Raw genomic sequence first — 23750 nt, forward strand, 5'->3', positions numbered from 1 at the left:
AGCTCCGCCGACAGCTCCGCAGCACCCTCCGCCGCCCCACCGCGACGGGACACCAGCAGCAGACGCCGGACACCCTGCTCGGCCACCAGGTGACGAGCGAACAGCCCGCCCAGCGAACCACTCGCACCCGTCACCAACACCGTGCCCTCGGCGTCCCACTCCGTGGTGGCTCCGGCGGCCGTCGCCGTCCGCGCCAGCCTCGGCACCAGCACCGCGCCCTCACGCACCGCCACCTCGGACCCGCCCGAGGCGAGCGCGGCCGAGAGCGCCCCGGCGACGTCGGCGTCGGTCGCGTCGGCATGGACGTCCACCAGCACCAGGTGGCCCGGGTTCTCGGACTGCGCCGAACGCACCAGACCCCGTACGCCTGCGGCCGCCGGATCCGCCACGCCCTCGCCGGGTACGGCCTCCACCGCGCCGCGGGTCAGGAAGACCAGGCGGGCGTCGGCGGACCGCTCGTCCGCCGACCAGTCCTGGAGCAGCCGGAGCACTCGGGCGGTCTCCGCGTGCACCGCGGCCACCGGGTCCGTGCCGGCCGGCGTCGTGCAGGGCACGACCAGCGCGACCGCGGAATCGTCGGACCCGTCGGACCCGTCGGACCCGTCCAGCATCCGCCAGTCCTCGAAGGACCCGCCGGCGGCCAGCTCCGTCCACTCCACCCGGAACAGGGAGTCGCGGGTGGCGTCCGGTGCCGTGCCCAGCTGGTCGCGGTTCACCGCGCGCAGGGCCAGTCCGGTCACCGAGGCGACGGGAGCGCCCGCGGCGTCGGCGATCGTCAGGGCCACCTCGCCGCCCCGGCCCGTGGTCAGCCGCACCCGGAGCTCGGCGGCCCCGACCGCGTGCAGGGACGCCCCGGACCAGGAGAACGGCAGGCGGCCTTCGCCGGCGCCGGCGTCCGCGGCGCCCAGTCCGAGCGCGTGCAGCGCCGCGTCGAGCAGGGCGGGGTGCAGGCCGAAGCGGGCGGCCTCGCCGGCAGCGCCCTCGGGCAGGGCGACCTCGGCGTAGTACGCGTCCTGGTGGCGCCAGGCGGCGCGCAGGCCGCGGAAGACCGGCCCGTAGCCGAAGCCGGAGTCCGCGAGGCCCTCGTACAGGCCGTCCACCGGGAGGGACTCCGCCCCGGCCGGCGGCCACTCGGTGAGGGCCTGCGGGGCCTGGCCGGTGCCGGGCGCGAGCACACCGGCGGCGTGCCGCGTCCACGGCGTGTCCGGGTCGGCGCCCTCGGGCCGGGAGTGCAGGGACAGGCTGCGCCGGCCGCCGGTGCGGTCGGCGGCGCCGAGGGAGAGCCGCAGCTGGACGCCGCCCTGCTCGGGCAGGACGAGCGGCGCCTCCAGGGTGAGCTCTTCGACGAGCTCGCAGCCGACGTGCGTGCCGGCCTGGAGCGCGAGTTCGACGAAGGCCGTGCCCGGGAGCAGCGCGGAGCCCATGACCCGGTGGTCCCCGAGCCAGGGGTGGCCGGCCAGCGACAGGCGTCCGGTGAAGACGTGGCCGTCGGAGTCGGGCAGCTGGACCTCGGCGCCGAGCAGCGGGTGGTCGGCGGAGCCGAGACCGGCGGCGGTGACGTCGCCGTCGGTGCGGCCGGCGTCGAGCCAGTAGAGGGTGCGTTGGAAGGCGTACGTCGGCAGGTCGGCGCGCCGGGCCCCGAGCGGGGCGTAGAAGGCCGGCCAGTCGACGGAGGTGCCGCGGACGTACGCGGTGGACAGGGCGGTGAGCAGGGTCTCGGGCTCGGGGCGTCCGGCGCGCAGGGCGGCGGCGAACGCGGCGGAGCCGGTGTCGTCGGTCAGGCAGGCCTGGGCCATCGCGGACAGGACGCCGTCGGGGCCGAGTTCGACGTACGTGGTGACTCCGGCGGCCTCCAGGGCGCGGACGCCGTCGAGGAAGCGGACCGCCTCCCGCACGTGCCGGACCCAGAAGTCGGCCGAAGCCATCTCCTCGCCCGCCACGGCGCCCGTCAGGTGGGAGACGACCGGGATGCGCGGGGCGGTGTACGTCAGCCCCTCGGCCACGCGCCGGAAGTCGTCCAGCATGCCGTCCATGTGGGGCGAGTGGAAGGCGTGGCTGACGGTGAGCCGCTTGGTCTTGCGGCCCTGCGCCTCGAAGGCCTCCGCGACGGCGACCACGGCGTCCTCGTCACCGGCGATCACAACGGCCCGCGGGCCGTTGACCGCGGCGACGGACACCCGGTCGGCGCCGGTCAGCAGCGGCAGGACCTCGTCCTCCGCGGCCTCGACGGCGATCATCACGCCGCCGGCGGGCAGGGCCTGCATCAGCCGGCCGCGGGCGGCGACCAGGGTGCACGCGTCGTCCAGCGAGAGGACCCCGGCCACGTGGGCGGCGGCGATCTCGCCGATGGAGTGGCCGGACAGGAAGTCCGGCTTCACGCCCCAGGACTCGACGAGCCGGAAGAGGGCCACCTCGACCGCGAACAGCGCGGGCTGGGTGTACGCCGTCTCGTCCAGGAGCTCCGCGTCCGAGCCGAACAGCACCTCCTGCAGCGGCCGTTCCAGGTCCATGCGGTCGCACACCGCGTCGAGGGCGGCGGCGAACACCGGGTGGGCGTCGTAGAGTTCGCGGCCCGCGCCCGGGCGCTGGCTGCCCTGGCCGGTGAACAGGAAGGCGAGCTTCCCGCCGGTCGCGGGGGTGCCCCTGACCAGTCCGGCCGCCGAGCGGCCCTCGGCGAGGGCGGCCAGGCCGGTGCGGAAGCCGTCGCGGTCCGCCGCGACCACGGTCGCGCGCTGCTCGAAGACGGCCCGGGCGGTGGCCAGGGTGTGGCCGATGTCGGCGGGCTCGGCCGCCGGGTCCGCGTCGAGGTGGGCGAGGAGCCGCTCGGCCTGGCCGCGCAGGGCCTCGGAGGTGCGGGCGCTCAGGTGCCACGGAAGCGCGGCCGGGGTGGCCGGGGCGTTCGCGGTGTCGGTCGTGTCCGCGGCCTCCGCGGTGGCCGGGAGCTCGACGATGGCGTGGGCGTTCGTACCGCTCATGCCGAAGGAGGAGACGCCGGCGCGGCGCGGGCGGCCGGTCTCCGGCCAGGGGCGCTGCTCGGTGAGCAGGGACACCGCGCCCGCGGACCAGTCGACGTGCGGGGAGGGCTCGTCGACGTGCAGGGTCTGCGGCAGCACGCCGTGGCGCATCGCCTGCACCATCTTGATGATGCCGGCGACTCCGGCGGCGGCCTGCGTGTGGCCGAAGTTGGACTTGATGGAGCCCAGCCACAGGGGGCTGTCCAGGGGCCGGTCCTGGCCGTACGTGGCGAGCAGCGCCTGCGCCTCGATCGGGTCGCCGAGGCGGGTGCCCGTGCCGTGCGCCTCGACGGCGTCGACCTCGGCGGCGGTCAGGCCGGCGTTGGCGAGGGCCTGGCGGATGACGCGCTGCTGGGACGGGCCGTTGGGGGCGGTCAGGCCGTTGGATGCGCCGTCCTGGTTGACGGCCGTACCGCGGACGACCGCGAGCACCTGGTGGCCGTTGCGGCGGGCGTCGGAGAGCCGCTCGACGAGCAGCATGCCGGCGCCCTCGCCCCACGCGGTGCCGTCGGCGGCGGCCGCGAACGGCTTGCAGCGGCCGTCGGCGGCGAGGCCGCGCTGGCGGCTGAACTCGGTGAAGACGTCGGGGGTGGTGATGATGGTGACGCCGCCGGCGAGGGCGAGGGAGCACTCGCCGGAGCGCAGGGCCTGCGCGGCGAGGTGCAGGGCGACCAGCGAGGAGGAGCAGGCGGTGTCGACGGTGACGGCCGGGCCCTCGAAGCCGAGGGTGTAGGAGACGCGGCCGGAGGCGATGCTGCTGGAGCCGCCGGTGCCGAGGTAGCCCTCGACGCCCTCGGGGACGGTGTTCAGGCGCGACACGTAGTCGTTGTGCATCTGGCCGACGAACACGCCGACCTGCTGTCCGCGCAGGCCCGTCGGGTCGATGCCGGCCCGCTCGAACGCCTCCCAGGAGGTCTCCAGCAGCAGGCGCTGCTGCGGGTCCATGGCGAGGGCCTCGCGCGGGTTGATCCCGAAGAACGCGGGGTCGAAGTGGTGGGCGTCGTAGACGAAGCCGCCTTCCCGGGCGTACGAGGTGCCGGGGTTGTCCGGGTCGGGGTCGTACAGCGCGTCGGTGTCCCAGCCACGGTCCTCGGGGAGGTGGGCGATGCCGTCGCGGCCTTCGGCGAGCAGCTCCCACAGCTCCTCGGGGCTGCGGACGCCGCCGGGGAAGCGGCAGCTCATGGCGACGATGGCGATGGGGTCGTCGGCCTCGGCGGGGCCGGCGCCGGCCGGGTGGCGCGGGAGGGCGGCGGCTGCGGCGGCGGCCTCGGAGCCGAGGAGCTCGTCCTTGAGGAAGCCGGCGAGGGCGGTGGGGGTGGGGTAGTCGAAGACGAGCGTGGCGGGCAGGCGGACGCCGGCGGCGGCGCCGAGCCGGTTGCGGAACTCGACGGCGGTCAGCGAGTCGAAGCCGAGGTCCTTGAAGGCGCGGCCGGGTTCGACGGCGTCCGGGGTGGCGTGGCCGAGGACGGCGGCCACCTGGTCGCGGACCAGGTCCAGGAGGAGTGCGTCGCGCTCGCTCCCGGGGAGCCGGACGAGCTGCTCCACCAGCGGGGTTCCGCCGCCGGCCGCGGTGGCCTCGACGGCCCTGCGGGCCGGGGTGCGCACGAGGCCGCGCAGCAGGGCGGGGACCATGCTGGCGTCGGCCTGGCGCAGCGGCACGAGGTCGAGCTGCATGGGGACGAGGTGGGCGTCGCCGGTGCGGTGGGCGGTGTCGAGCAGGCCCAGGCCCTCCTCGGAGGAGAGGCCGAGGACTCCGGACCGGGTCATGCGGTCCTTGTCGGCGGTGTCCAGCTCGCCGGTCATGCCGCTGGCCTCGGCCCACAGGCCCCAGCCGAGGGAGGTGCCGGGCAGGCCGCGGGCCTGGCGGTGGCGGGCGAGGGCGTCGAGGAAGACGTTCGCGGCGGCGTAGTTGGCCTGGCCGGCGCCGCCGAAGGTGCCGGCGGCGGAGGAGAACAGGACGAAGTCGGCCAGGTCGAGCCGGCGGGTCAGCTCGTGCAGGTGGAGCGCGGCGTCGGCCTTGGGGCGCAGGACGCGGTCGACCCGCTCGGGGGTGAGGGCGGTGGTGATGCCGTCGTCGAGGACACCGGCGGTGTGGACGACGGCGGTCAGCGGGTGCGCGGCCGGGATGCCGGCCAGCAGGGCGGCGAGGGCGTCGCGGTCGGCGGCGTCGCAGGCGGCGACAGTGACCTCGGCGCCCAGGGCGCGCAGTTCCGCGGCGAGTTCGGCGGCGCCGGCGGCGGCCTCGCCGCGGCGGCTGGTCAGGATCAGGCGGCGGGCGCCGCGGACGGTGACGGCGTGCCGGGCGACGAGGGCGCCCAGGGTGCCGGTGCCGCCGGTGATGAGGACGGTGCCCTCGGGGTTCCACTCGGCGGGCACGGTGAGGACGATCTTGCCGGTGTGGCGGGCCTGGCTGAGGTAGCGGAAGGCCTCGGGGGCCTGGCGCAGGTCCCAGGACGAGACCGGGATCGGGCGCAGGGCACCGGACTCGAAGAGGCCGAGGAGGGCGGTGAGCATCTCCTGGATGCGGTCGAGACCGGCCTCGGTGAGGTCGAAGGCCTGGTACGTGACGCCGGGGTGGGCGGCGGCGACGTCCTGCGGGTCGCGGACGTCGGTCTTGCCCATCTCGACGAAGCGTCCGCCGCGCGGCAGCAGCCGCAGCGAGGCGTCGACGAACTCGCGGGCCAGGGAGTCCAGGACGACGTCGACGCCCGCGCCGCCGGTGGCGGTGCGGAAGGTGTCCTCGAAGTCGAGGGTGCGGGAGGAGGCGATCCGGTCGTCGGTCAGGCCGAGTCCGCGCAGGGTGTCCCACTTGGCGGGGCTGGCGGTGGCGTAGACCTCGGCGCCCCAGTGGCGGGCCAGTTGGACGGCGGCCATGCCGACGCCGCCGGCGGCGGCGTGCACCAGGAGGGTCTCGCCGCCCTGCAGGCCGGCGAGGTCGTGGAGGGCGTAGTACGCCGTCATGAAGACGATCGGTACGGCCGCGGCCTCGGCGAAGGTCCAGCCCTCGGGCATCGGGGCGATCATGCGGCGGTCGACGACGACGAGCGGGCCGAAGGCGCCGGGCAGCATGCCCATGACGCGGTCGCCGGGGGCGAGGTCGGTGACGCCGGGACCGGTCTCCAGGACGATGCCGGCGCCTTCGGAACCCATCAGGCCGGGGTCGCCGGGGTACATGCCGAGGGCGTTGAGGACGTCGCGGAAGTTGAGGCCTGCGGCGCGGACGGCGACGCGGACCTGGCCGGGCTCCAGCGGGGCCTCGGACTCGGGGCTGGGGAGCAGGGTGAGGTGGTCGAGGGTGCCCTTGTCCTCGATGTCCATGCGCCAGGCCGAGCCGTCGGCGGGCGGGGTCAGCGGGGTGGCCGCCGGGACCCGGGCGAGGCGGGGGGCGTGGACGGTGCCGCGGCGGACCGCGAACTGCGGCTCGCCGGTGGCGAGGGCGGCGTCGAGCAGGCCGGGCAGGGTCTCGTCGCTGCCGGTGGTGTCGAGGTCGGCGAGGACGAACCGGTCGGGGTTCTCCGCCTGCGCGGTGCGGACCAGGCCCCAGACGGGGGCGTGGACGAGGTCGGCGAGGTCCCAGTCGCCCGGGGTGGCGACGGCGCCGCGGGTGACGAACACCAGGCGGGAGTCGGCGAACCGGTCGTCGGCGAGCCAGCCCTGGACGAGGGCGAGGGCCCGGTGGGTGGCGGCGCGGACGGCGTCCGGGCCGAGCACACCGTCACCGTCGGCGGCCGGGCAGGGCGCCAGGACGTACGCGGGGGCCGGTGCTCCCGCGTCGACGGCGGCGGCCAGGGCCGCCAGGTCGGCGTGGGTGCGGCCGGGCAGGCGGGTACCGGCGCCGAGGACGGCCCAGGTGTCGCCGGGCTGCGCGTCAGGGGTGCCGGACGGCAGCGGCAGGGTGGCCCAGTCGACGCGGAACAGCGACTCGTGGTGCGCGGTGCGGGCGGCGCCGGCCAGCCGGTCGGCGGAGACGGGCCGCACCATCAGCCGTTCGACGGCGGCGACCGGCGCACCGGCGGTGTCGGCGACCTGGAGGGAGAGGGCGTCCTCGCCGCCCGTGGTGAGGCGGACGCGCAGCGCGGCCGCGCCGACGGCGTGCAGGGACACACCGCGCCAGGAGAACGGCAGCCCGGCCTGGCGGTCCCCTTCGGGGGACGGCTGGACGAAGGTGGCGTGCAGGGCGGCGTCGAGGAGGGCCGGGTGCAGGCCGAACCGGGCGGCGTCGGCCTGCCGGTCCTCGGGCAGGGCGACCTCGGCGTAGACGTCGTCGCCGAGGGTCCAGGCGGCCCGCAGGCCCTGGAAGACCGGGCCGTAGGCGAAGCCGCTCCGGCCGAGGTGCTCGTACAGGCCGTCGACGGTGACGGCCTCGGCGCCGGCCGGCGGCCAGGCGGTGAGGTCGAACGCGGGCCGCGGGGCGCCGGTGGCGAGGATGCCGGTGGCGTGGCGGGTCCACGGCTCGTCGTCGGCGGCGTCCGGGTCACCGGAGTACAGGTCCAGGGTGCGGCGGCCGTCGCGGTCGGGGGCGCCGACCACGATCTGCAGGCGGACCGCGGCGTGCGGGGCCAGGACGAGCGGGGCTTCGAGGGTGAGCTCCTCCAGCAGGTCGCAGCCGGCCTGGTCGCCGGCCCGGATGGCGAGCTCGACGAAGGCGGTGCCGGGGAGGAGGACGGTGCCCATGACGGCGTGGTCGGCCAGCCAGGGGTGGGTGTCGAGGGAGAGGCGGCCGGTGAACAGGAAGCCCTCGCCGTCGGCGAGCGGCACGGCGGCGCCGAGCAGCGGGTGGTGGGCGGCGCCCAGGCCGGCCGACTCGACGTCCCCGATGAAGCCGGCGGGGGCCTCCAGCCAGAACCGGCGGCGCTGGAAGGCGTACGTGGGCAGGTCGGTGCGGCGGGCACCGGTCGCGGCGAAGTACGCGGTCCAGTCGACCGGGACGGTCCGGGCGTGGACGGCGGCGATCGCGGCGGCCAGCGCCTCGGCCTCGCCGCGGTCGCGGCGCAGGGCGGGGACGAACACGGCGTCGGTCCGGCTGTCCGTGTCGGTGAGGCAGTCGCGGCCGAGGCCGGACAGCACGCCCTGCGGGCCGAGTTCGAGGTAGGTGGTGACGCGCTCGGCGTCCAGGGTGCGGATGCCGTCGAGGAAGCGGACGGCCTCGCGGACGTGGGCGACCCAGTGCTCGGGGCTGCGCAGCGCGTCGCCGGCGAGTTCGCCGGTGAGGTTCGTGACGACGGGAATGACGGGCGCGTGGTACGTGAGGGAGGCGGCGACCTCGCGGAACTCGTCGAGCATGCCGTCCATCAGCGGGGAGTGGAAGGCGTGGCTGACGGTGAGCCGCTTGGTGCGGCGGCCGCGGGACTCGAACTCGGCGGCGATCTCCAGCGCGAGGTCCTCGTCGCCGGAGACGACCACGGCGGAGACGGAGTTGACGGCGGCGAGGCCGATCCGGTCCTCGCGGCCGGCCAGCAGCGGCCGGACCTCGTCCTCGGTGGCGGCGAGCGCGATCATCGCGCCGCCCTCGGGCAGCTGCTCCATCAGCCGGCCGCGGGCGGCGACCAGGGCGGCCGCGTCGGGCAGGGTGAGGATGCCGGCGACGTGCGCGGCGGTGATCTCGCCGATGGAGTGGCCGGCGACGAAGTCGGGGCGCACGCCCCAGGATTCGACGAGCCGGTAGAGCGCGGTCTCCAGCGCGAACAGGGCGGGCTGGGTGGTGCCGGTCCGGTCGAGGAGTGCACCGCCCTCGCCGTTCCCGCCGTCCTCGGCGAACAGCACGTCCTTGAGGGGCCGTTCGAGGTGCGGGTCCAGGGCGGCGCAGGCCTCGTCCAGGGCGGCGGCGAACACCGGCTGGGCGGCGTACAGTTCGCGGCCCATGCCGGGGCGCTGGCTGCCCTGGCCGGTGAAGAGGACGGCGAGCCGGCCGTCGCCGGCGTCGTGCCGCACGGTCCGGGCGTGGTCGCGGCCCTCGGCGAGCGCGGCGAGCCCGGTCAGCAGCTCCTCGTGGTCGGCGGCGACGACGGCGGCCCGGCGGTCCAGGGCGGTGCGGCTGGTGGCCAGGGAGTACGCCACGTCGGCGAGTGCCGCGCCGGGCCGTTCGGTGAGGTGGGCGGCGAGCCGGGCGGCCTGGGCGCGCAGTGCGTCGGGGGTGCGGCCGGAGAGGACGAACGGCAGCGGGGTGCCGGCCGGGAGGGCGGCGGCGGTGGCGCTGTCGGGCGTACCCGTACCGGTGCCGGTGCCGGTGTCCTCGTCGGCGGGCGGTTGCTCGATGATGACGTGCGCGTTGGTGCCGCTGACGCCGAAGGAGGAGATGCCCGCGCGGCGCGGGCGGCCCGTCTCGGGCCACTGCGTCTGCTCGGTGAGGAGGGAGACCGCGCCGGCGGTCCAGTCGATGTGCGGGGACGGCTCGCCGATGTGCAGCGAGGCCGGCAGGACGCCGTGGCGCATGGCCAGGACCATCTTGATGATGCCGGCGGCGCCGGCGGCGGCCTGGGTGTGGCCGATGTTCGACTTGATGGAGCCGAGCCGCAGGGGCTGGTCCTCGGGCCGGTCCTGACCGTAGGTTGCGATCAGGGCCTGCGCCTCGATGGGGTCGCCGAGGGTCGTGCCGGTGCCGTGGGCCTCGACGGCGTCGACGTCGGCGGTGGTCAGGCCGGCGTGGGCGAGGGCCTCGCGGATGACGCGCTGCTGGGAGGGCCCGTTGGGGGCGGTCAGGCCGTTGGACGCGCCGTCCTGGTTGACGGCGGTGCCGCGGACCACGGCGAGGACCGGGTGGCCGTTGCGGCGGGCGTCGGAGAGCCGCTCGACGAGGATCATGCCGGCGCCCTCGGCCCAGCCGGTGCCGTCGGCGTCGGCGGAGAAGGACTTGCAGCGGCCGTCGGTGGACAGGCCGCGCTGGCGGCTGAAGTCGATGAAGGTGTCCGGGGTGGACATGACGGTGACACCGCCGGCGAGCGCCATGTCGCACTCGCCGCTGCGCAGGGCCTGCGCGGCCAGGTGCAGGGCGACCAGGGAGGAGGAGCAGGCCGTGTCGATGGTGACGGCGGGGCCTTCGAGGCCGAAGGTGTAGGAGATGCGGCCGGAGGCGACGCTGCCGGCGGTGCCGGTGCCGAGGTAGCCCTCCAGGCCCTCGGGGACGGCCGGGAGCCGGGTCAGGTAGTCGTGGTACATGACGCCGGCGAAGACGCCGGTGCGGCTGCCGCGCAGGGCGGCGGGGTCGATGCCGGCGCGTTCGAACGCCTCCCAGGAGGTTTCGAGCAGGAGCCGCTGGTGCGGGTCCATGGCGAGGGCCTCGCGCGGGTTGATGCCGAAGACGTCGGGGTCGAAGTCGGCGGCGTCGTGGAGGAAGCCGCCCTCGCGGGTGTACGAGGTCCCGGCGCGGCCGGGGTCGGAGTCGTACAGCGCGTCCAGGTTCCAGCCGCGGTCGGTGGGGAACGGGGAGATCGCGTCGGCGGAGCCGGCGACGAGCTGCCACAGTTCCTCGGGGGTGGTGACCCCGCCGGGGTAGCGGCAGGCCATGGCGACGATGGCGATGGGCTCGTCGGCGACGGCCGAGCCCCGGGCGGTGCTGCCGGTGGTGCCGGTGGACGCGGGCGCGGCCTGGTCGCCGAGGAGTTCGGTGCGCAGGAACGCGGCGAGCGCGTTCGGGGTGGGGTAGTCGAAGACGAGGGTGGCGGGCAGCCGGACGCCGGTGGCGGAGCCGAGGCGGTTGCGCAGTTCGACGGCGGTGAGCGAGTCGAAGCCGAGCTCCTTGAAGGCGCGGCCGGGGTCGACGGCGTCGGGGCCGGGGAAGCCGAGGACGGCGGCGACCTGGACGCGGACGGTGGCCAGCAGCAGCCGGTCGCGTTCGACGGCGGTCAGCGGCAGCAGCCGCTCGGCGAGGCCGTCGGCGGGCGCGGCGCCCTGGGCGGCGGCGGTGCGGCGGGCGGCGGGCCGGACCAGTCCGCGCAGCAGCGGCGGGACCATGCTCGCGTCGGCCTGGCGCAGCCCGGCCAGGTCGAGGTGCATGGGAACGGCGGTGGCCTCGCCGGTCTCCCGGGCGGTGTCCATGAGGGCGAGGCCCTCGGCGGAGGAGAGCGCGGCGACGCCGGCGCGGGAGATCCGCTCCAGGTCGGTGTCGGCGAGGTCGCCGGTCATGCCGCTGCGCTCGGCCCACAGGCCCCAGGCGAGCGCGGTGGCGGGCAGGCCCTCGGCGCGGCGGCGCTGGGCGAGGGCGTCGAGGAAGGTGTTGGCGGCGGCGTAGTTGGCCTGGCCGGCCGCGCCGAGGGTGCCGGCGGCGGCGGAGAACAGCACGAACGCGGCGAGGTCGAGGCCGCGGGTCAGCTCGTGCAGGTTCACGGCCGCGTCGACCTTGGCGGGCAGGACGAGGTCGATCCGCTCGGGGGTGAGCGCTTCGAGGATGCCGTCGTCGAGGACGCCGGCGGTGTGCACGACGGCGGTCAGCGGGTGCTCGGCGGGTACGGCGGCCAGCACGGCGGCGAGCGCGTCGCGGTCGGCGGCGTCGCAGGCGGCGAGGGTGACCTCGGCGCCCAGCGCGCGCAGCTCCGCGAGGAGTTCGGGGGCTCCGGCGGCGGCCTCGCCGCGGCGGCTGGTCAGCAGCAGCCGGCGGACGCCGTGCGCGGTGACGAGATGGCGGGCGACGAGCCCGCCGAGGGTGCCGGTGGCTCCGGTGACCAGGGCGGTGCCGTCGGTGTCGAGCGGACGGGCCTCGTGGCCCTCGGCGGCGGGCACGGCCGGGACGCGGGCGAGCCGGGGCACGACGGCGCGGCCCTCGCGGAGCGCGAGCTGCGCCTCGCCGGTGGCCAGCGCCGCGGGGAGGGCGCGCAGGGACTCCTCGCGGTCGTCCAGGTCGAGCAGGACGAACCGGTCGGGGTGCTCGGACTGGGCGGCGCGCAGCAGGCCCCACAGCGGGGCGTGCGCCAGGTCGGGCACGTCGGAGCCGGCGGTGGTGGCGACGGCGCCGTGGGTGGTGAACACCAGGCGGGAGCCGGCGAAGCGGTCGTCGGCGAGCCAGGCCTGGGCCAGTTCCAGGGTGTGGTGCAGGGCGTCGGCGACGGCGGCGGGCAGCGCGGCGTCGACCGGGGTCGCCGGGGTGCCCTCGGCGGCGGGGACGGCCACGGGGAGGACGACGGCCTGCGGGACCGGGCCGCCGGCCTCGACGGCCGCGGTGAGGGCGGTGAGGTCCGTGTACGCGGCTGCCGTGGGCAGGACGGTGGTGAAGCGGGCGCCGGCGGCGGCCCCGCCGAGCAGGGCCCACTGGCCGGGGGCGACCGTGGTGGCGGCCGGGAGGGCCAGCGGGGTCCAGTCGACGCGGAACAGCGAGTCGTGGAAGGCGGTGCGGGCGGCGCGGACCTGGTCGGGGCTGACGGGGCGGAGCAGCAGGGCGTCGACGGAGGCGACGGGCGCGCCGGTCTCGTCGGCGAGGTCGACGCGGACGGTGTCCTGCCCGGCGGGGGCGAGGCGGACGCGGAGGGCGCGGGCGCCGACGGCGTGCAGGGCGACGCCGCTCCAGGAGAACGGCAGTCTGCCGTGCTCGGTGTCCTCCAGCAGGGAGCCCATGCCGACGGCGTGCAGGGCGGCGTCGAGCAGGGCCGGGTGCAGGCCGAACAGGGCGGCCTCGGCGTGGGCCTGCTCGGGCAGGCGGACCTCGGCGAAGACCTCGCCGGCGCGCTGCCAGGCGCCGGTCAGGCCCTGGAAGACGGGCCCGTAGGCGAAGCCGGTGCCGGTGAGGTACTCGTACAGGCCGTCGACGGGGACGGCGGTCGCGTCCTTCGGCGGCCAGGTGGCCAGGTCGGTGCCGGTCGCCCGGTCGGCCCGGGTGCCGGCGGGGGCGAGGAAGCCGGTGGCGTGCCGGGTCCAGGCGCCTTCGCCCCAGGTGTCGTCTGCGGCGTCCTCGGGCCGGGAGTGCAGGGTGAGCGGGCGCCGTCCGTCGGTGTCGGGCGCGCCGACGGCGAGCTGGATCTGGATGCCGCCGTGCGGGGGCAGGACCAGCGGTGCCTGGAGGGTGAGCTCGTCGAGGAGTTCGCAGCCGGTGTGCTCGCCGGCCCGGAGGGCGAGTTCGACGAAGGCGGTGCCGGGCAGCAGCACGGTGTCCATGACCGTGTGGTCGGCGAGCCAGGGGTGGGTGGCCAGGGAGAGGCGGCCGGTGAAGAGGTAGCCGTCGCCGTCGGCCAGGGCGATGGCGGCGCCGAGCAGCGGGTGGTCGGCGGAGCCGATGCCGGCGGCGGTGACGTCGCCGGTCCAGGCGGTGGGCTGCTCGGGCCAGTAGAGGCGGCGCCGGAAGGCGTACGTGGGCAGGTCGACGCGGGTGGCGCCGCGGCCGGCGAAGACGGCGGACCAGTCCACGGCTACGCCGTGGGCGTGGGCCCGGGCGACGGCGGCGGCGAAGGCGGCCGGCTCGGGGCGGTCGGCGCGCAGGGCGGGTACGAACACGGCGTCCCGCAGGCCGTCCCGGCCGGGCTCGCCGTCCTCGCCGTCCGGTGCGGCGAGGCAGTCCTGGGCGAGGGCGGTGAGGACGCCGCCGGGGCCCACCTCGATGAAGGTGGTGACGCCGAGCGCGGCCAGGGCGCGTACGCCGTCGAGGAAGCGGACGGCCTCGCGGACGTGCCGCACCCAGTAGTCGGCGGTGCAGATCTCCTCGGCGGTGACGGAGGCACCGGTGAGGTTGGAGACGATCGGGATGACCGGCGGCGCGTAGTTGACGGCTTCGGCGGCCTCGCGGAACGCGCCGAGCATGTCGTCCATGAGTGGCGAGTGGAAGGCGTGGCTGACGGTGAGCCGCTTGGTGCGGCGGCCACGGGCGCGCAGGGCCTCGGCGACCGCGGTGGCGGCGTCCTCGTCGCCGGAGACGACGACGGAGCGGGGGCCGTTGACGGCGGCGACGGACACCCGGTCGGTGAGGAGCGGGGTGACCTCGTCCTCGGTGGCCTCGACGGCGATCATCGCGCCGCCGGCGGGCAGGGCCTGCATCAGCCGGCCGCGGGCGGCGACCAGGGCGGCCGCGTCGGGGAGGGTGAGGACGCCGGAGACGTGGGCGGCGGCGAGTTCGCCGATGGAGTGCCCGATGAGGAAGTCGGCGGTCACGCCCCACTGTTCGAGCTGCCGGTAGAGGGCGACCTCGACGGCGAACAGGGCGGCCTGGGTGTGGGCGGTCTCGTCGAGCAGGGCCGCCCCGGGGGTGCCTTCGGCGGCGAACAGGACGTCGTACAGGGGGCGTTCGAGGTGCCGGTCGAGTTCGTCGCGTACGGCGTCCAGGGCGCGGGCGAACACCGGGTGGGTGGCGTACAGCTCGCGGGCCATGCCGGGGCGCTGGCTGCCCTGGCCGGTGAAGAGGAAGGCGGTGTTGCCCTCGCCGACGGCGCCGAGGACGGCGGTGGCGGGCTGCTCGCCGGCGGCGAGCGCGTCGAGGTCGGCGAGGAGCTGCTCGCGGCCGTCGGCGAAGAGGACGGCGCGGCGGTCCAGCGCGGCGCGGCTGGTGGCGAGGGAGAAGCCGAGGTCGGCCAGGCCCGCCGGGTCCGCGGCCAGTTCGGGGTGGGCGCGCAGGTGGGCGGCGAGGCGCTCGGCCTGGGCGTGCAGGCCCTCGTCGCCATGGCCGGAGACCGGCAGCGGGACCGGGCCGGTGGCACCCTCCGCGGCGGCGTCGGTGGCGGTGTCCGTGGTGCCGGCGCCGGTCTCCCCCGACGCCGCCGGGGTGTCGGCGGGCGGGGCCTGCTCGATGACGGTGTGGGCGTTGGTGCCGCTGACGCCGAAGGAGGAGATGCCGGCGCGGCGCGGCTGACCGGTCTCGGGCCACGGCACGGCCCGGGTGAGGAGTTCGACGTCGCCGGTGGTCCAGTCGACGGCGGTGGACGGCTGGTCGATGTGGAGGGACTCGGGCAGGACGCCGTGCTCCATCGCCAGGACCATCTTGATGATGCCCGCGACGCCGGCGGCGGCCTGGGTGTGCCCGAGGTTGGACTTGACGGAGCCGAGCCACAGCGGCCGGCCGTCGGCGCGGTTCTGGCCGTAGGTGGCGAGGATGGCCTGCGCCTCGATGGGGTCGCCCAGGGTGGTGCCCGTGCCGTGCGCCTCGACGACGTCGACCTGCGCCGGGGTGAGCCCGGCGTTGGTGAGGGCCTGCCGGATGACGCGCTGCTGGGAGGGCCCGTTGGGGGCGGTCAGGCCGTTGGAGGCGCCGTCCTGGTTGATGGCGCTGCCGCGGACCACGGCGAGGACGGGGTGCCCGTTGCGGCGGGCGTCGGACAGCTTCTCGACGAGGAGCATGCCGACGCCCTCGCCCCAGCCGGTGCCGTCGGCGCCGTCGGCGAACGGCTTGCACCGGCCGTCGGGGGCGAGTCCGCGCTGCCGGCTGAACTGCACGAAGGCGCGCGGGCTGGACATGACGGTGACACCGCCGGCGAGGGCCAGGGAGCACTCACCGCCCCGTAGGGCCTGCACCGCGAGGTGCAGGGCGACGAGCGAGGCGGAGCAGGCGGTGTCGACGGTGACCGCCGGGCCCTCCAGCCCGAAGGTGTAGGAAAGGCGGCCGGAGACGACGCTCGCGGCGTTGCCGGTGAGGAGGTACTGCTCCACCCCCTGGGGGACCCCGTCGCGCAGCAGGTCGGGATAGTCCTGGCCGTTGGTGCCGATGAACACGCCGGCCTTGCTGCCGCGCAGCGTGGCCGGGTCGATCCCGGCGCGCTCGAAGGTCTCCCAGGAGGTTTCCAGCAGCAGGCGCTGCTGCGGGTCCATGCCGAGGGTCTCGCGCGGGCTGATCCCGAAGAAGGCGGCGTCGAACTCGCCGACCCCGTCGAGGAACCCGCCCTCGCGGGTGTACGACGTGCCGCTCCGCTCGGGGTCGGCGTCGAACAGGGACTCCAGGTCCCAGCCGCGGTCGGTGGGGAAGTCGGTGATGGCGTCCCGGCCTCCCGCGACCAGGTCCCACAGGTCCTCCGGCGACTCGATGCCGCCGGGGAACCTGCAGGCCATACCGACGATCGCGATGGGTTCGGGCTCCTGGGCCTCGACCTCGCGCAGCCGCTGCCGCGTCTGGTGCAGATCGGCCGTCACCCGCTTCAAGTAGCCGAGGATCTTGTCCTGATCCGACGCCTGACCCGCCATTGGAACCTCACCCATGTTCGTCACAAACCCTTGTGCTGCTACTGCCTGCTGTCCGCTGTGCTAGATCCCGAGCTCGTTCTCGATGAAGTCGAAGAGCTCGTCGGGCGTGGCCTCCTGGAGCTTCTCGGCCACGGCCCCGTCGCTCGAATGGGCCTGCGGTTCACCCCACTTCGCCAGGAGGGCCTGCAGGCGCGAGGCGATGTCGGCGCGCGTTCCGTCGTCGGGGTCGAGGACGGACAGCGCGGATTCGAGCTTCTCCAGCTCCGCGACGCCCGGGGCGGCAGCGGTGCTGCCGTCCTGGACGATCTCGGCGCGCAGGAACTCGGCAAGGACGGCCGGCGTCGGGTGGTCGAAGACCAGCGTCGCCGGAAGCTTCAGCCCGGTCGCGGCGTTCAGGCGGTTGCGCAGTTCCAGCGCGATCAGGGAGTCGAAGCCGAGCTCCTTGAAGGCGCGGCCCGCGCCCACCTCGTCGGTGGTGGGGTGCCCGAGGGCGGTCGCCGCGTGCGAGCGGACCAACTCCAGTACGGCCAGTGCCTGTTCGGCCTGCGGCATCACCGACAGCCTCCGCCGCAGTGCCTCGCCGGGCGCGGCGCCCTGCGCGTCGGCGCCGTGCCCGGCCCCGTCGGCGGGGGCGGTCTGCGCGAGCCGCCGCACCTCGGGCAGGTCGCCGAGGAACGGGCTGGGCCGTACGGCCGTGTAGCCGGGGGTGAACTGCTCCCACCGGATGTCGGCGACGGCGACGGCCGGCTCGGCGTGGTCGAGGGCCTGCTGGAGGGCGCGGATCGCCGCGCCCGGGGCCATGGCGGGAACGCCGCCGCGGTCCAGGCGTTCGCCGATGGCGCCGCCCGCGGCCAGTCCGCTCTCGCCCCAGCGGCCCCAGGCCACGGAGGTGGCGGGCAGGCCGTCGGCGTGCCGCTGCTCGGCGAGGGCGTCGAGGTAGGAGTTGGCGGCGGCGTAGTTGGCCTGGCCGGCGTCGCCGAGGGTGCCGGCGACACCGGAGAACAGGACGAACGCCGACAGGTCGAGGTCGCGGGTGAGCTCGTGCAGGGCGAGCGCCGCGTCCGCCTTGGGGGCGAGCACGGTCGCGAACCGCTCGGGGGTCAGCCCGTCGATGACCCCGTCGTCCAGGACGCCGGCGGTGTGGAACACCGCGGTCAGCGGCCGGTCGGCGGGGACGGCCGCGAGGAGCGCGGCCAGGGCGTCGCGGTCGCTGACGTCGCAGGCGGCGAGGGTGACCTCGGCGCCGAGCGCGGTGAGTTCCTCGTGCAGTGCGGCGGAGCCGGGGGCTTCGGGGCCGCGGCGGCTGGTGAGGATCAGGTGCTCGGCGCCGTTCCCGGCGAGCCAGCGGGCGACGTGCGCGCCGAGCGCGCCCGTACCACCGGTCACGAGGGCCGTCCCGCTCGGCTTACAGGCGGGTGCGGTCGGGGCGTCGGCGAGCGGGGCGTGGGCCAGGCGCCGGCCGTGGAGCCCGGAGGGGCGTACGGCGACCTGGTCCTCGGCGCCGTCGCCGGCGAGGACCCCGACGAGCCGTTCGAGGGTCCGGTCGTCGGCCTGCGGGGGCAGGTCGAGCAGACCGCCCCAGCGGTCGGGGTGCTCCAGGGCGACGGTCCGCCCGAAGCCCCACAGGAGGGCCTGCGCCGGGTCCTGGATCCGCTCGGAGCGGGCCACGGCGACGGCGCCGCGGGTGGCGCACCACAGCGGCGCGGACACGTCGGCGTCACCGAGGGCCTGGACGAGGGCGCCGGTGGTGAGCAGCCCGGTGTGGGCGCGCAGCGCGCCGGTGCCGTCGGTGTCCTCGCCGAGGGCGAGGAGGGAGAGGACGCCGGCCGGGGCGGCCGCCGCCTCGGTGGCGGCCTTGAGGGTGGCGGTGAGCGCGTCCCGGTCGGCCGTGTCCGGGCCGACGGTGACGGTACGGACCTCGGCGCCGCGGTCGGCGAGCGTCCGCAGGACGGCGGCGGCCGTGTCCCCGGCCGGGCCGGAGAGCGCCTCGGGCACGACGACCAGCCAGGTCCCGGACAGCCGGGTGGTGGTGGGGTCGGCGAGCGGCTTCCAGGTGACGCGGTAGCGCCAGCCGTCGACCGTGGACTGCTCGCGGCTCTGGCGCCGCCACGAGGACAGCGCGGGCAGCAGGGCGGTCAGGGGCTGGTCGCCGTCGACGCGGAGCTCGGCCGTGAGGGCGGCGAGGTCCTCGCGTTCGACGGCGTCCCAGAACCGGGCGTCGACGGTGCTGTTCGCCTGCGGCGCCGACGCCTCGGCGGGGGCCGCCTCGGGCCAGTACCGCTGGGACTGGAAGGCGTAGGTCGGCAGCTCGGCGCGCTCGGCACCCGTGCCCGCGAACACCGCGTCCCAGTCCACGGCGGCGCCGTGGGCCCAGGCCTCGCCGAGCGAGAGCCAGAACCGCTCCGGGCCGCCTTCGCCCCGGCGCAGGGAGCCGAGGACGGCCGCCTCGCGGCCGCAGTCCTCCACCGTCTCCTGGATGCCGACGGTCAATACCGGGTGCGGGCTGGACTCGACGAACACCCCGAAGCCCTGGTCCAGGAGGGTACGGGTGGCGTTCTCCAGCTCGACGGTCTGCCGCAGGTTGCGGAACCAGTAACCGGCGTCCAGCTCCGGGCCCTTGACCCAGGCGCCGGTCACGGTGGACAGGAACGGGACCTCGGCGTCCTGCGGGGTGATCGGAGCCAGCAGCTCGGCCAGCTCCTCCTTCAACAGGTCGACCTGCGCGGAGTGGGAGGCGTAGTCCACGGCGATCCGCTTCGCCCGCACGCCGTCCGCCTCGCACGCAGCGAGGAACTCGTCCAGGGCCTGGGCCTCGCCGGAAACGACCACGGACGACGGCCCGTTGGCCGCGGCGACGGAGATCCGCTCCTCACCCCACGGCGCGATCCGCTCCCGGACCTCCCCGGCCGGCAGCGGCACGGACACCATGCCGCCGAGGCCCGCCAGCACCCGCCCGATGGCCTGGCTGCGCAGGGCCACCACCCGGGCCGCGTCCTCCAACGACAGGATCCCCGCCACACAGGCGGCGGCGATCTCACCCTGCGAATGCCCGATCACGGCGCCGGGCCGCACACCCGCCGCGCGCCAGACCTCCGCCAACGACACCATCACCGCCCACAGGGCCGGCTGCACCACGTCGACGCGGTCGAACGAGGGCGCGCCTTCGGCGCCCCGGAGCACATCCACCAACGACCAGTCGGTGAAGGGCTCCAGCGCCTTCGCACACTCATCCACCCGGGCAGCAAACACAGGTGAAGCGTCCAACAGCGCCTCGGCCATGCCCACCCATTGCGACCCCTGTCCGGGGAACACGAACGCGGTCCTGCCCCCGATGACCGACCCCTGCACGAGCAGGGGGGCCGTGCCTCCGGCGGCCAGGGTGGCCAGGCCCGCGAGGTGTTCCTCACGGTCCCGGCCGATCAGGACGGCACGCCGGTCGTGTGCCGTGCGGGTGGTGGCCAGGGAGTGGCCGATATCGCTACGCCGCAGGTCAGGGCGGGTGGCGAGGTGGTTCAGCAGGCGCTCGGCCTGGCGGTGCAGCGCCTTGTCCGTCTTGGCGGTCAGCGGCCAGGGCAGCGGGATCCGCGGGTCGGCGCCGGTGCCGTCGGGGGTGGTCGCGGTCAGTAGGGGGTGGGGGTGCAGGGGTGCAGGGGTCCCCTGCCCCTCGGGCCCCTGTACGGCGGACCCCTGCCCGTCGGACCCCTGTGCGGCGGGGGCCTGCTCGATGATGGCGTGGGCGTTGGTGCCGCTGAACCCGAACGAGGACACGCCGGCGCGCCAGGGGCGGCCACCGGTTTCGGGCCAGGCCCGCTGCTCGGTGAGCAGGGCCACCTCGCCCGCGGTCCAGTCCACGTGCGGGGTGGGCTCCGTGATGTGGATGCTCTGCGGCAGTACCCCGTGCTGCATGGCCAGGACCATCTTCATCACGCCGGCGACGCCGGCGGCGGCCTGCGCGTGGCCGATGTTCGACTTGATGGAGCCGAGCAGCAGCGGCCGGTCGGCGGGGCGGTCCTGCCCGTACGTGGCCAGTAGGGCCTGCGCCTCGATGGGGTCGCCGAGGGTGGTGCCGGTGCCGTGGGCCTCGACGACGTCGACGTCGGCGGCCGTCAGGCGGGCGTTGGCGAGGGCCTGGCGGATGACGCGCTGCTGGGAGGGGCCGTTGGGGGCGGTGAGGCCGTTGGACGCGCCGTCCTGGTTGATGGCCGTACCGCGGATCACGGCGAGGACCGGGTGCTCGTTGCGCCGGGCGTCCGACAGCCGCTCCACCAGGAGCATGCCGACGCCCTCGGCCGGGCTGAAGCCGTCGGCGTCGGCGGAGAACGCCTTGCAGCGGCCGTCGGTGGACAGGCCCCGCTGGCGGCTGAACTCGATGAAGGTGCCGGGCGTGGACATGACGGTGACACCGCCGGCGAGGGCCATGGAGCACTCCCCCGCCCGCAGCGCCTGCACGGCGAGGTGCAGGGCGACCAGAGAGGCGGAGCAGGCGGTGTCGACGGTGACGGCGGGGCCTTCGAGGCCGAAGGTGTAGGCGACGCGGCCGGAGACGACGCTGCCCGCGCTGCCGGTGGCCAGGTGTCCTTCCAGGCCGTCGGCGGCGCCGCGGACGAGGTGGGAGTAGTCGGAGCCGTTGGTGCCGACGAAGACGCCGGACTGGCTGCCGTGGAGGGTCTCCGGGGTGATGCCGGCCCGTTCGAAGGCCTCCCAGGAGGTTTCCAGCAGGAGCCGCTGCTGCGGGTCCATGGCCAGGGCCTCGCGCGGGGAGATCCCGAAGAACGCCGGGTCGAAGGCGGCCGCGTCGGTGAGGAAGCCGCCCTCGCGGGTGTAGGAGGTGCCCTGGGCGTCGGGGTCGGGGTTGTAGAGCGCCTCGACGTCCCAGCCGCGGTCGGCGGGGAAGCCGGAGAGGGCGTCACCGCCGGAGGCGAGCAGCTGCCACAGCTCCTCGGGGTTGCGGACGCCGCCGGGGAATCGGCAGCTCATCGCGACGACGGCGATCGGTTCGGCGTCGCCCCCGCTGCCGGCGGCCATCGGTGCCGGGGTGGCGGCCGCGGCGCTCTGGCCGGCGAGTTCGGCGCGCAGGTACCGGGCGAGGACGCTGGGCGTCGGGTAGTCGAAGACCAGGGTGGGCGGCAGCTTGAGACCGGCGGCGGCGTTCAGCCGGTTGCGCAGCTCGACGGAGGTGAGCGAGTCGAAGCCCAGCTCCTTGAAGGCCCGGCCGGCTTCGACGGCGTCGGGTCCGGCGTAGCCGAGGACGCCGGCGACGGCGGTGCGGACCAGGTCCAGCAGCAGCCGCTCCTGCTCGGCCTCCGGCTGCCCGGCGAGCTGCCGGACGAGCAGGGCGGCGCTGCCGCCGTCCTCGGCCGCCTCGGTGCGGACGCTCTCCATGACCTGGCGCGCCTCGGGCAGGTCGTGCAGCAGCGGCCGGGCGCGGCCGGAGGTGAAGGCGAGGACGAAGCGCTTCCACTCCATGTCGGCGACGGTCAGGGTGGTCTCGTCGCGGTCCAGAGCGTGCTGGAGGGCGGTGACGGCCCGTCCGGGGGCCATCTCGATCACGCCGTGGCGGCGCATCCGGTCGCCGACGGCGCCTTCGGCCATGCCCCCGTCGCCCCACGGGCCCCACGCGAGGGAGGTGGCGGGCAGGCCGGCGGCCCGCCGGTATTCGGCGAAGGCGTCGAGGAAGGCGTTGCCCGGCGCGTAGTTGCCCTGGCCGGGGGCGCCGAAGGTGGCGGCGAAGGAGGAGAAGAGGACGAACGCGGACAGGTCGAGGTCCCGGGTCAGCTCGTGCAGGTGCCGGGTCGCGTCGACCTTGACCTGGAAGACCCGCTCGATCTGCGCGGGCGTCAGCGCTTCGATGACCCCGTCGTCGAGGACGGCCGCGGTGTGCACGACGGCGGTGAGCGGCCGGTCGGCGGGGACGGCCGCAAGGAGCGCGGCGAGGGCGTCGCGGTCGCTGACGTCGCAGGCGGCGAGGGTGACCTCGGCGCCGAGCGCGGTGAGTTCCTCGTGCAGTGCGGCGGAGCCGGGGGCTTCGGGGCCGCGGCGGCTGGTGAGGATCAGGTGCTCGGCGCCGTTCCCGGCGAGCCAGCGGGCGACGTGCGCGCCGAGCGCGCCCGTACCGCCGGTGACCAGGGTCGTGCCGCTCGGCTGCCAGGCGCGTACCGGCGGCGTGTCGGCCAGGCGGGCGCGGACGAGGCGCCGTACGAAGGTCCCGGCGGGGCGGACGGCGACCTGGTCCTCGGCGGCGTCCCCGGCGAGTACGCCCGCCAGGCGGGCCAGTGCCCGCTCGTCGACGGCGTCCGTGCCGGGCAGGTCGATCAGCCCGCCCCAGCGCTCTCCGTGCTCCAGTGCGGCCACCCGGCCCAGGCCCCAGATCGGCGCCTGCGCGGGGTCGGGGTGCTGCTCGGAGCGGGCCGCGGCGACGGCGCCGCGGGTGACGCACCACAGCGGGGCGGTCACGTCGCTGTCGCCGAGGGCCTGGACGAGGGTGAGCGTGGCGATGACGCCGGCGGCCGCGTCGGTCCCGGCGGAGGTCAGCAGGGAGAGCACGCCCGATACGGTGGGGCCGTCCGCGAGGGTCTCGCGGATCCGGCCGGCCAGCTCGGCCCGTGCGTCGGGGGTGGCGGGGACGGCCGTGCGCCGTACCTCGGCGCCGTGTTCGGCGAGGGTGCGCAGGACGGCCTCGGCGACGACGTCGTCGGCGGAGCCGGTCGGGGTCTCGGGGACGGCGACCAGCCAGGTGCCGGAGAGGCGGCCGGCGGCCGGCTCGGGGGCGGGCTTCCAGCTGATCCGGTAGCGCCAGCCGTCGACGGTGGACCGCTCCTGGTTCTGCCGGCGCCAGGAGGACAGCACGGGGAGCAGCGCCGTCAGCGCCTCGTCCCCGTCGATGTCCAGCTCGGCGGTGAGAGCGGCCACGTCGTTGGCCTCGACGACCTCCCAGAAGCGGGCGTCGGCGGTGTCGGCCGGGTGCACGGCGGCGGCCTCGGCGGCCTGGGCGGTGCCGCTCTCCAGCCAGAAGTGCTCCTGCTGGAAGGCGTAGGTGGGCAGGTCCACGCGGCGGGCTCCGGTGTCGGCGAAGACGGCCTTCCAGTCCACGCCCACACCGCGGACGAACGCCTCGGCCAGGGACTGCCAGAACCGCTCCGGGCCGCCTTCGGCCCGGCGCAGGGAGCCGAGGACGGCCGCCTCGCGGCCCGCGTCGTCGATGGTCTCCTGCAGGCCGACGGTCAGGACGGGGTGCGGGCTGGACTCGACGAACACCCCGAAGCCCTGGTCGAGGAGGGTACGGGTGGCGTTCTCCAGCTCGACGGTCTGCCGCAGGTTGCGGAACCAGTAACCGGCGTCCAGCTCCGGGCCCTTGACCCAGGCGCCGGTCACGGTGGACAGGAACGGGACCTCGGCGTCCTGCGGGGTGATCGGAGCCAGCAGCTCGGCCAGCTCCTCCTTCACCAGGTCGACCTGCGCGGAGTGGGAGGCGTAGTCCACGGCGATCCGCTTCGCCCGCACGCCGTCCACCTCGCACGCAGCGAGGAACTCGTCCAGGGCCTGGGCCTCGCCCGAAACGACCACGGACGACGGCCCGTTGGCCGCGGCGACGGAGATCCGCTCCTCACCCCACGGCACGATCCGCTCCCGAACCTCCCCGGCCGGCAGCGGCAC

2 protein-coding genes are annotated in these 23750 nt (G+C 76.1%); both read right to left on the reverse strand.

The window, feature by feature from the left end:
- The coding region (locus ACZ4VL_RS36510; protein ID WP_468209054.1) for an SDR family NAD(P)-dependent oxidoreductase at positions 1-16112 on the reverse strand (16112 nt) is incomplete at its 3' end.
- 45 nt (positions 16113-16157) lie between these two features.
- The coding region (locus ACZ4VL_RS36515) for a type I polyketide synthase (RefSeq protein ID WP_468209056.1) at positions 16158-23750 on the reverse strand (7593 nt) is incomplete at its 5' end.

Source organism: Streptomyces sp. NPDC029014 (genome assembly GCF_055564695.1).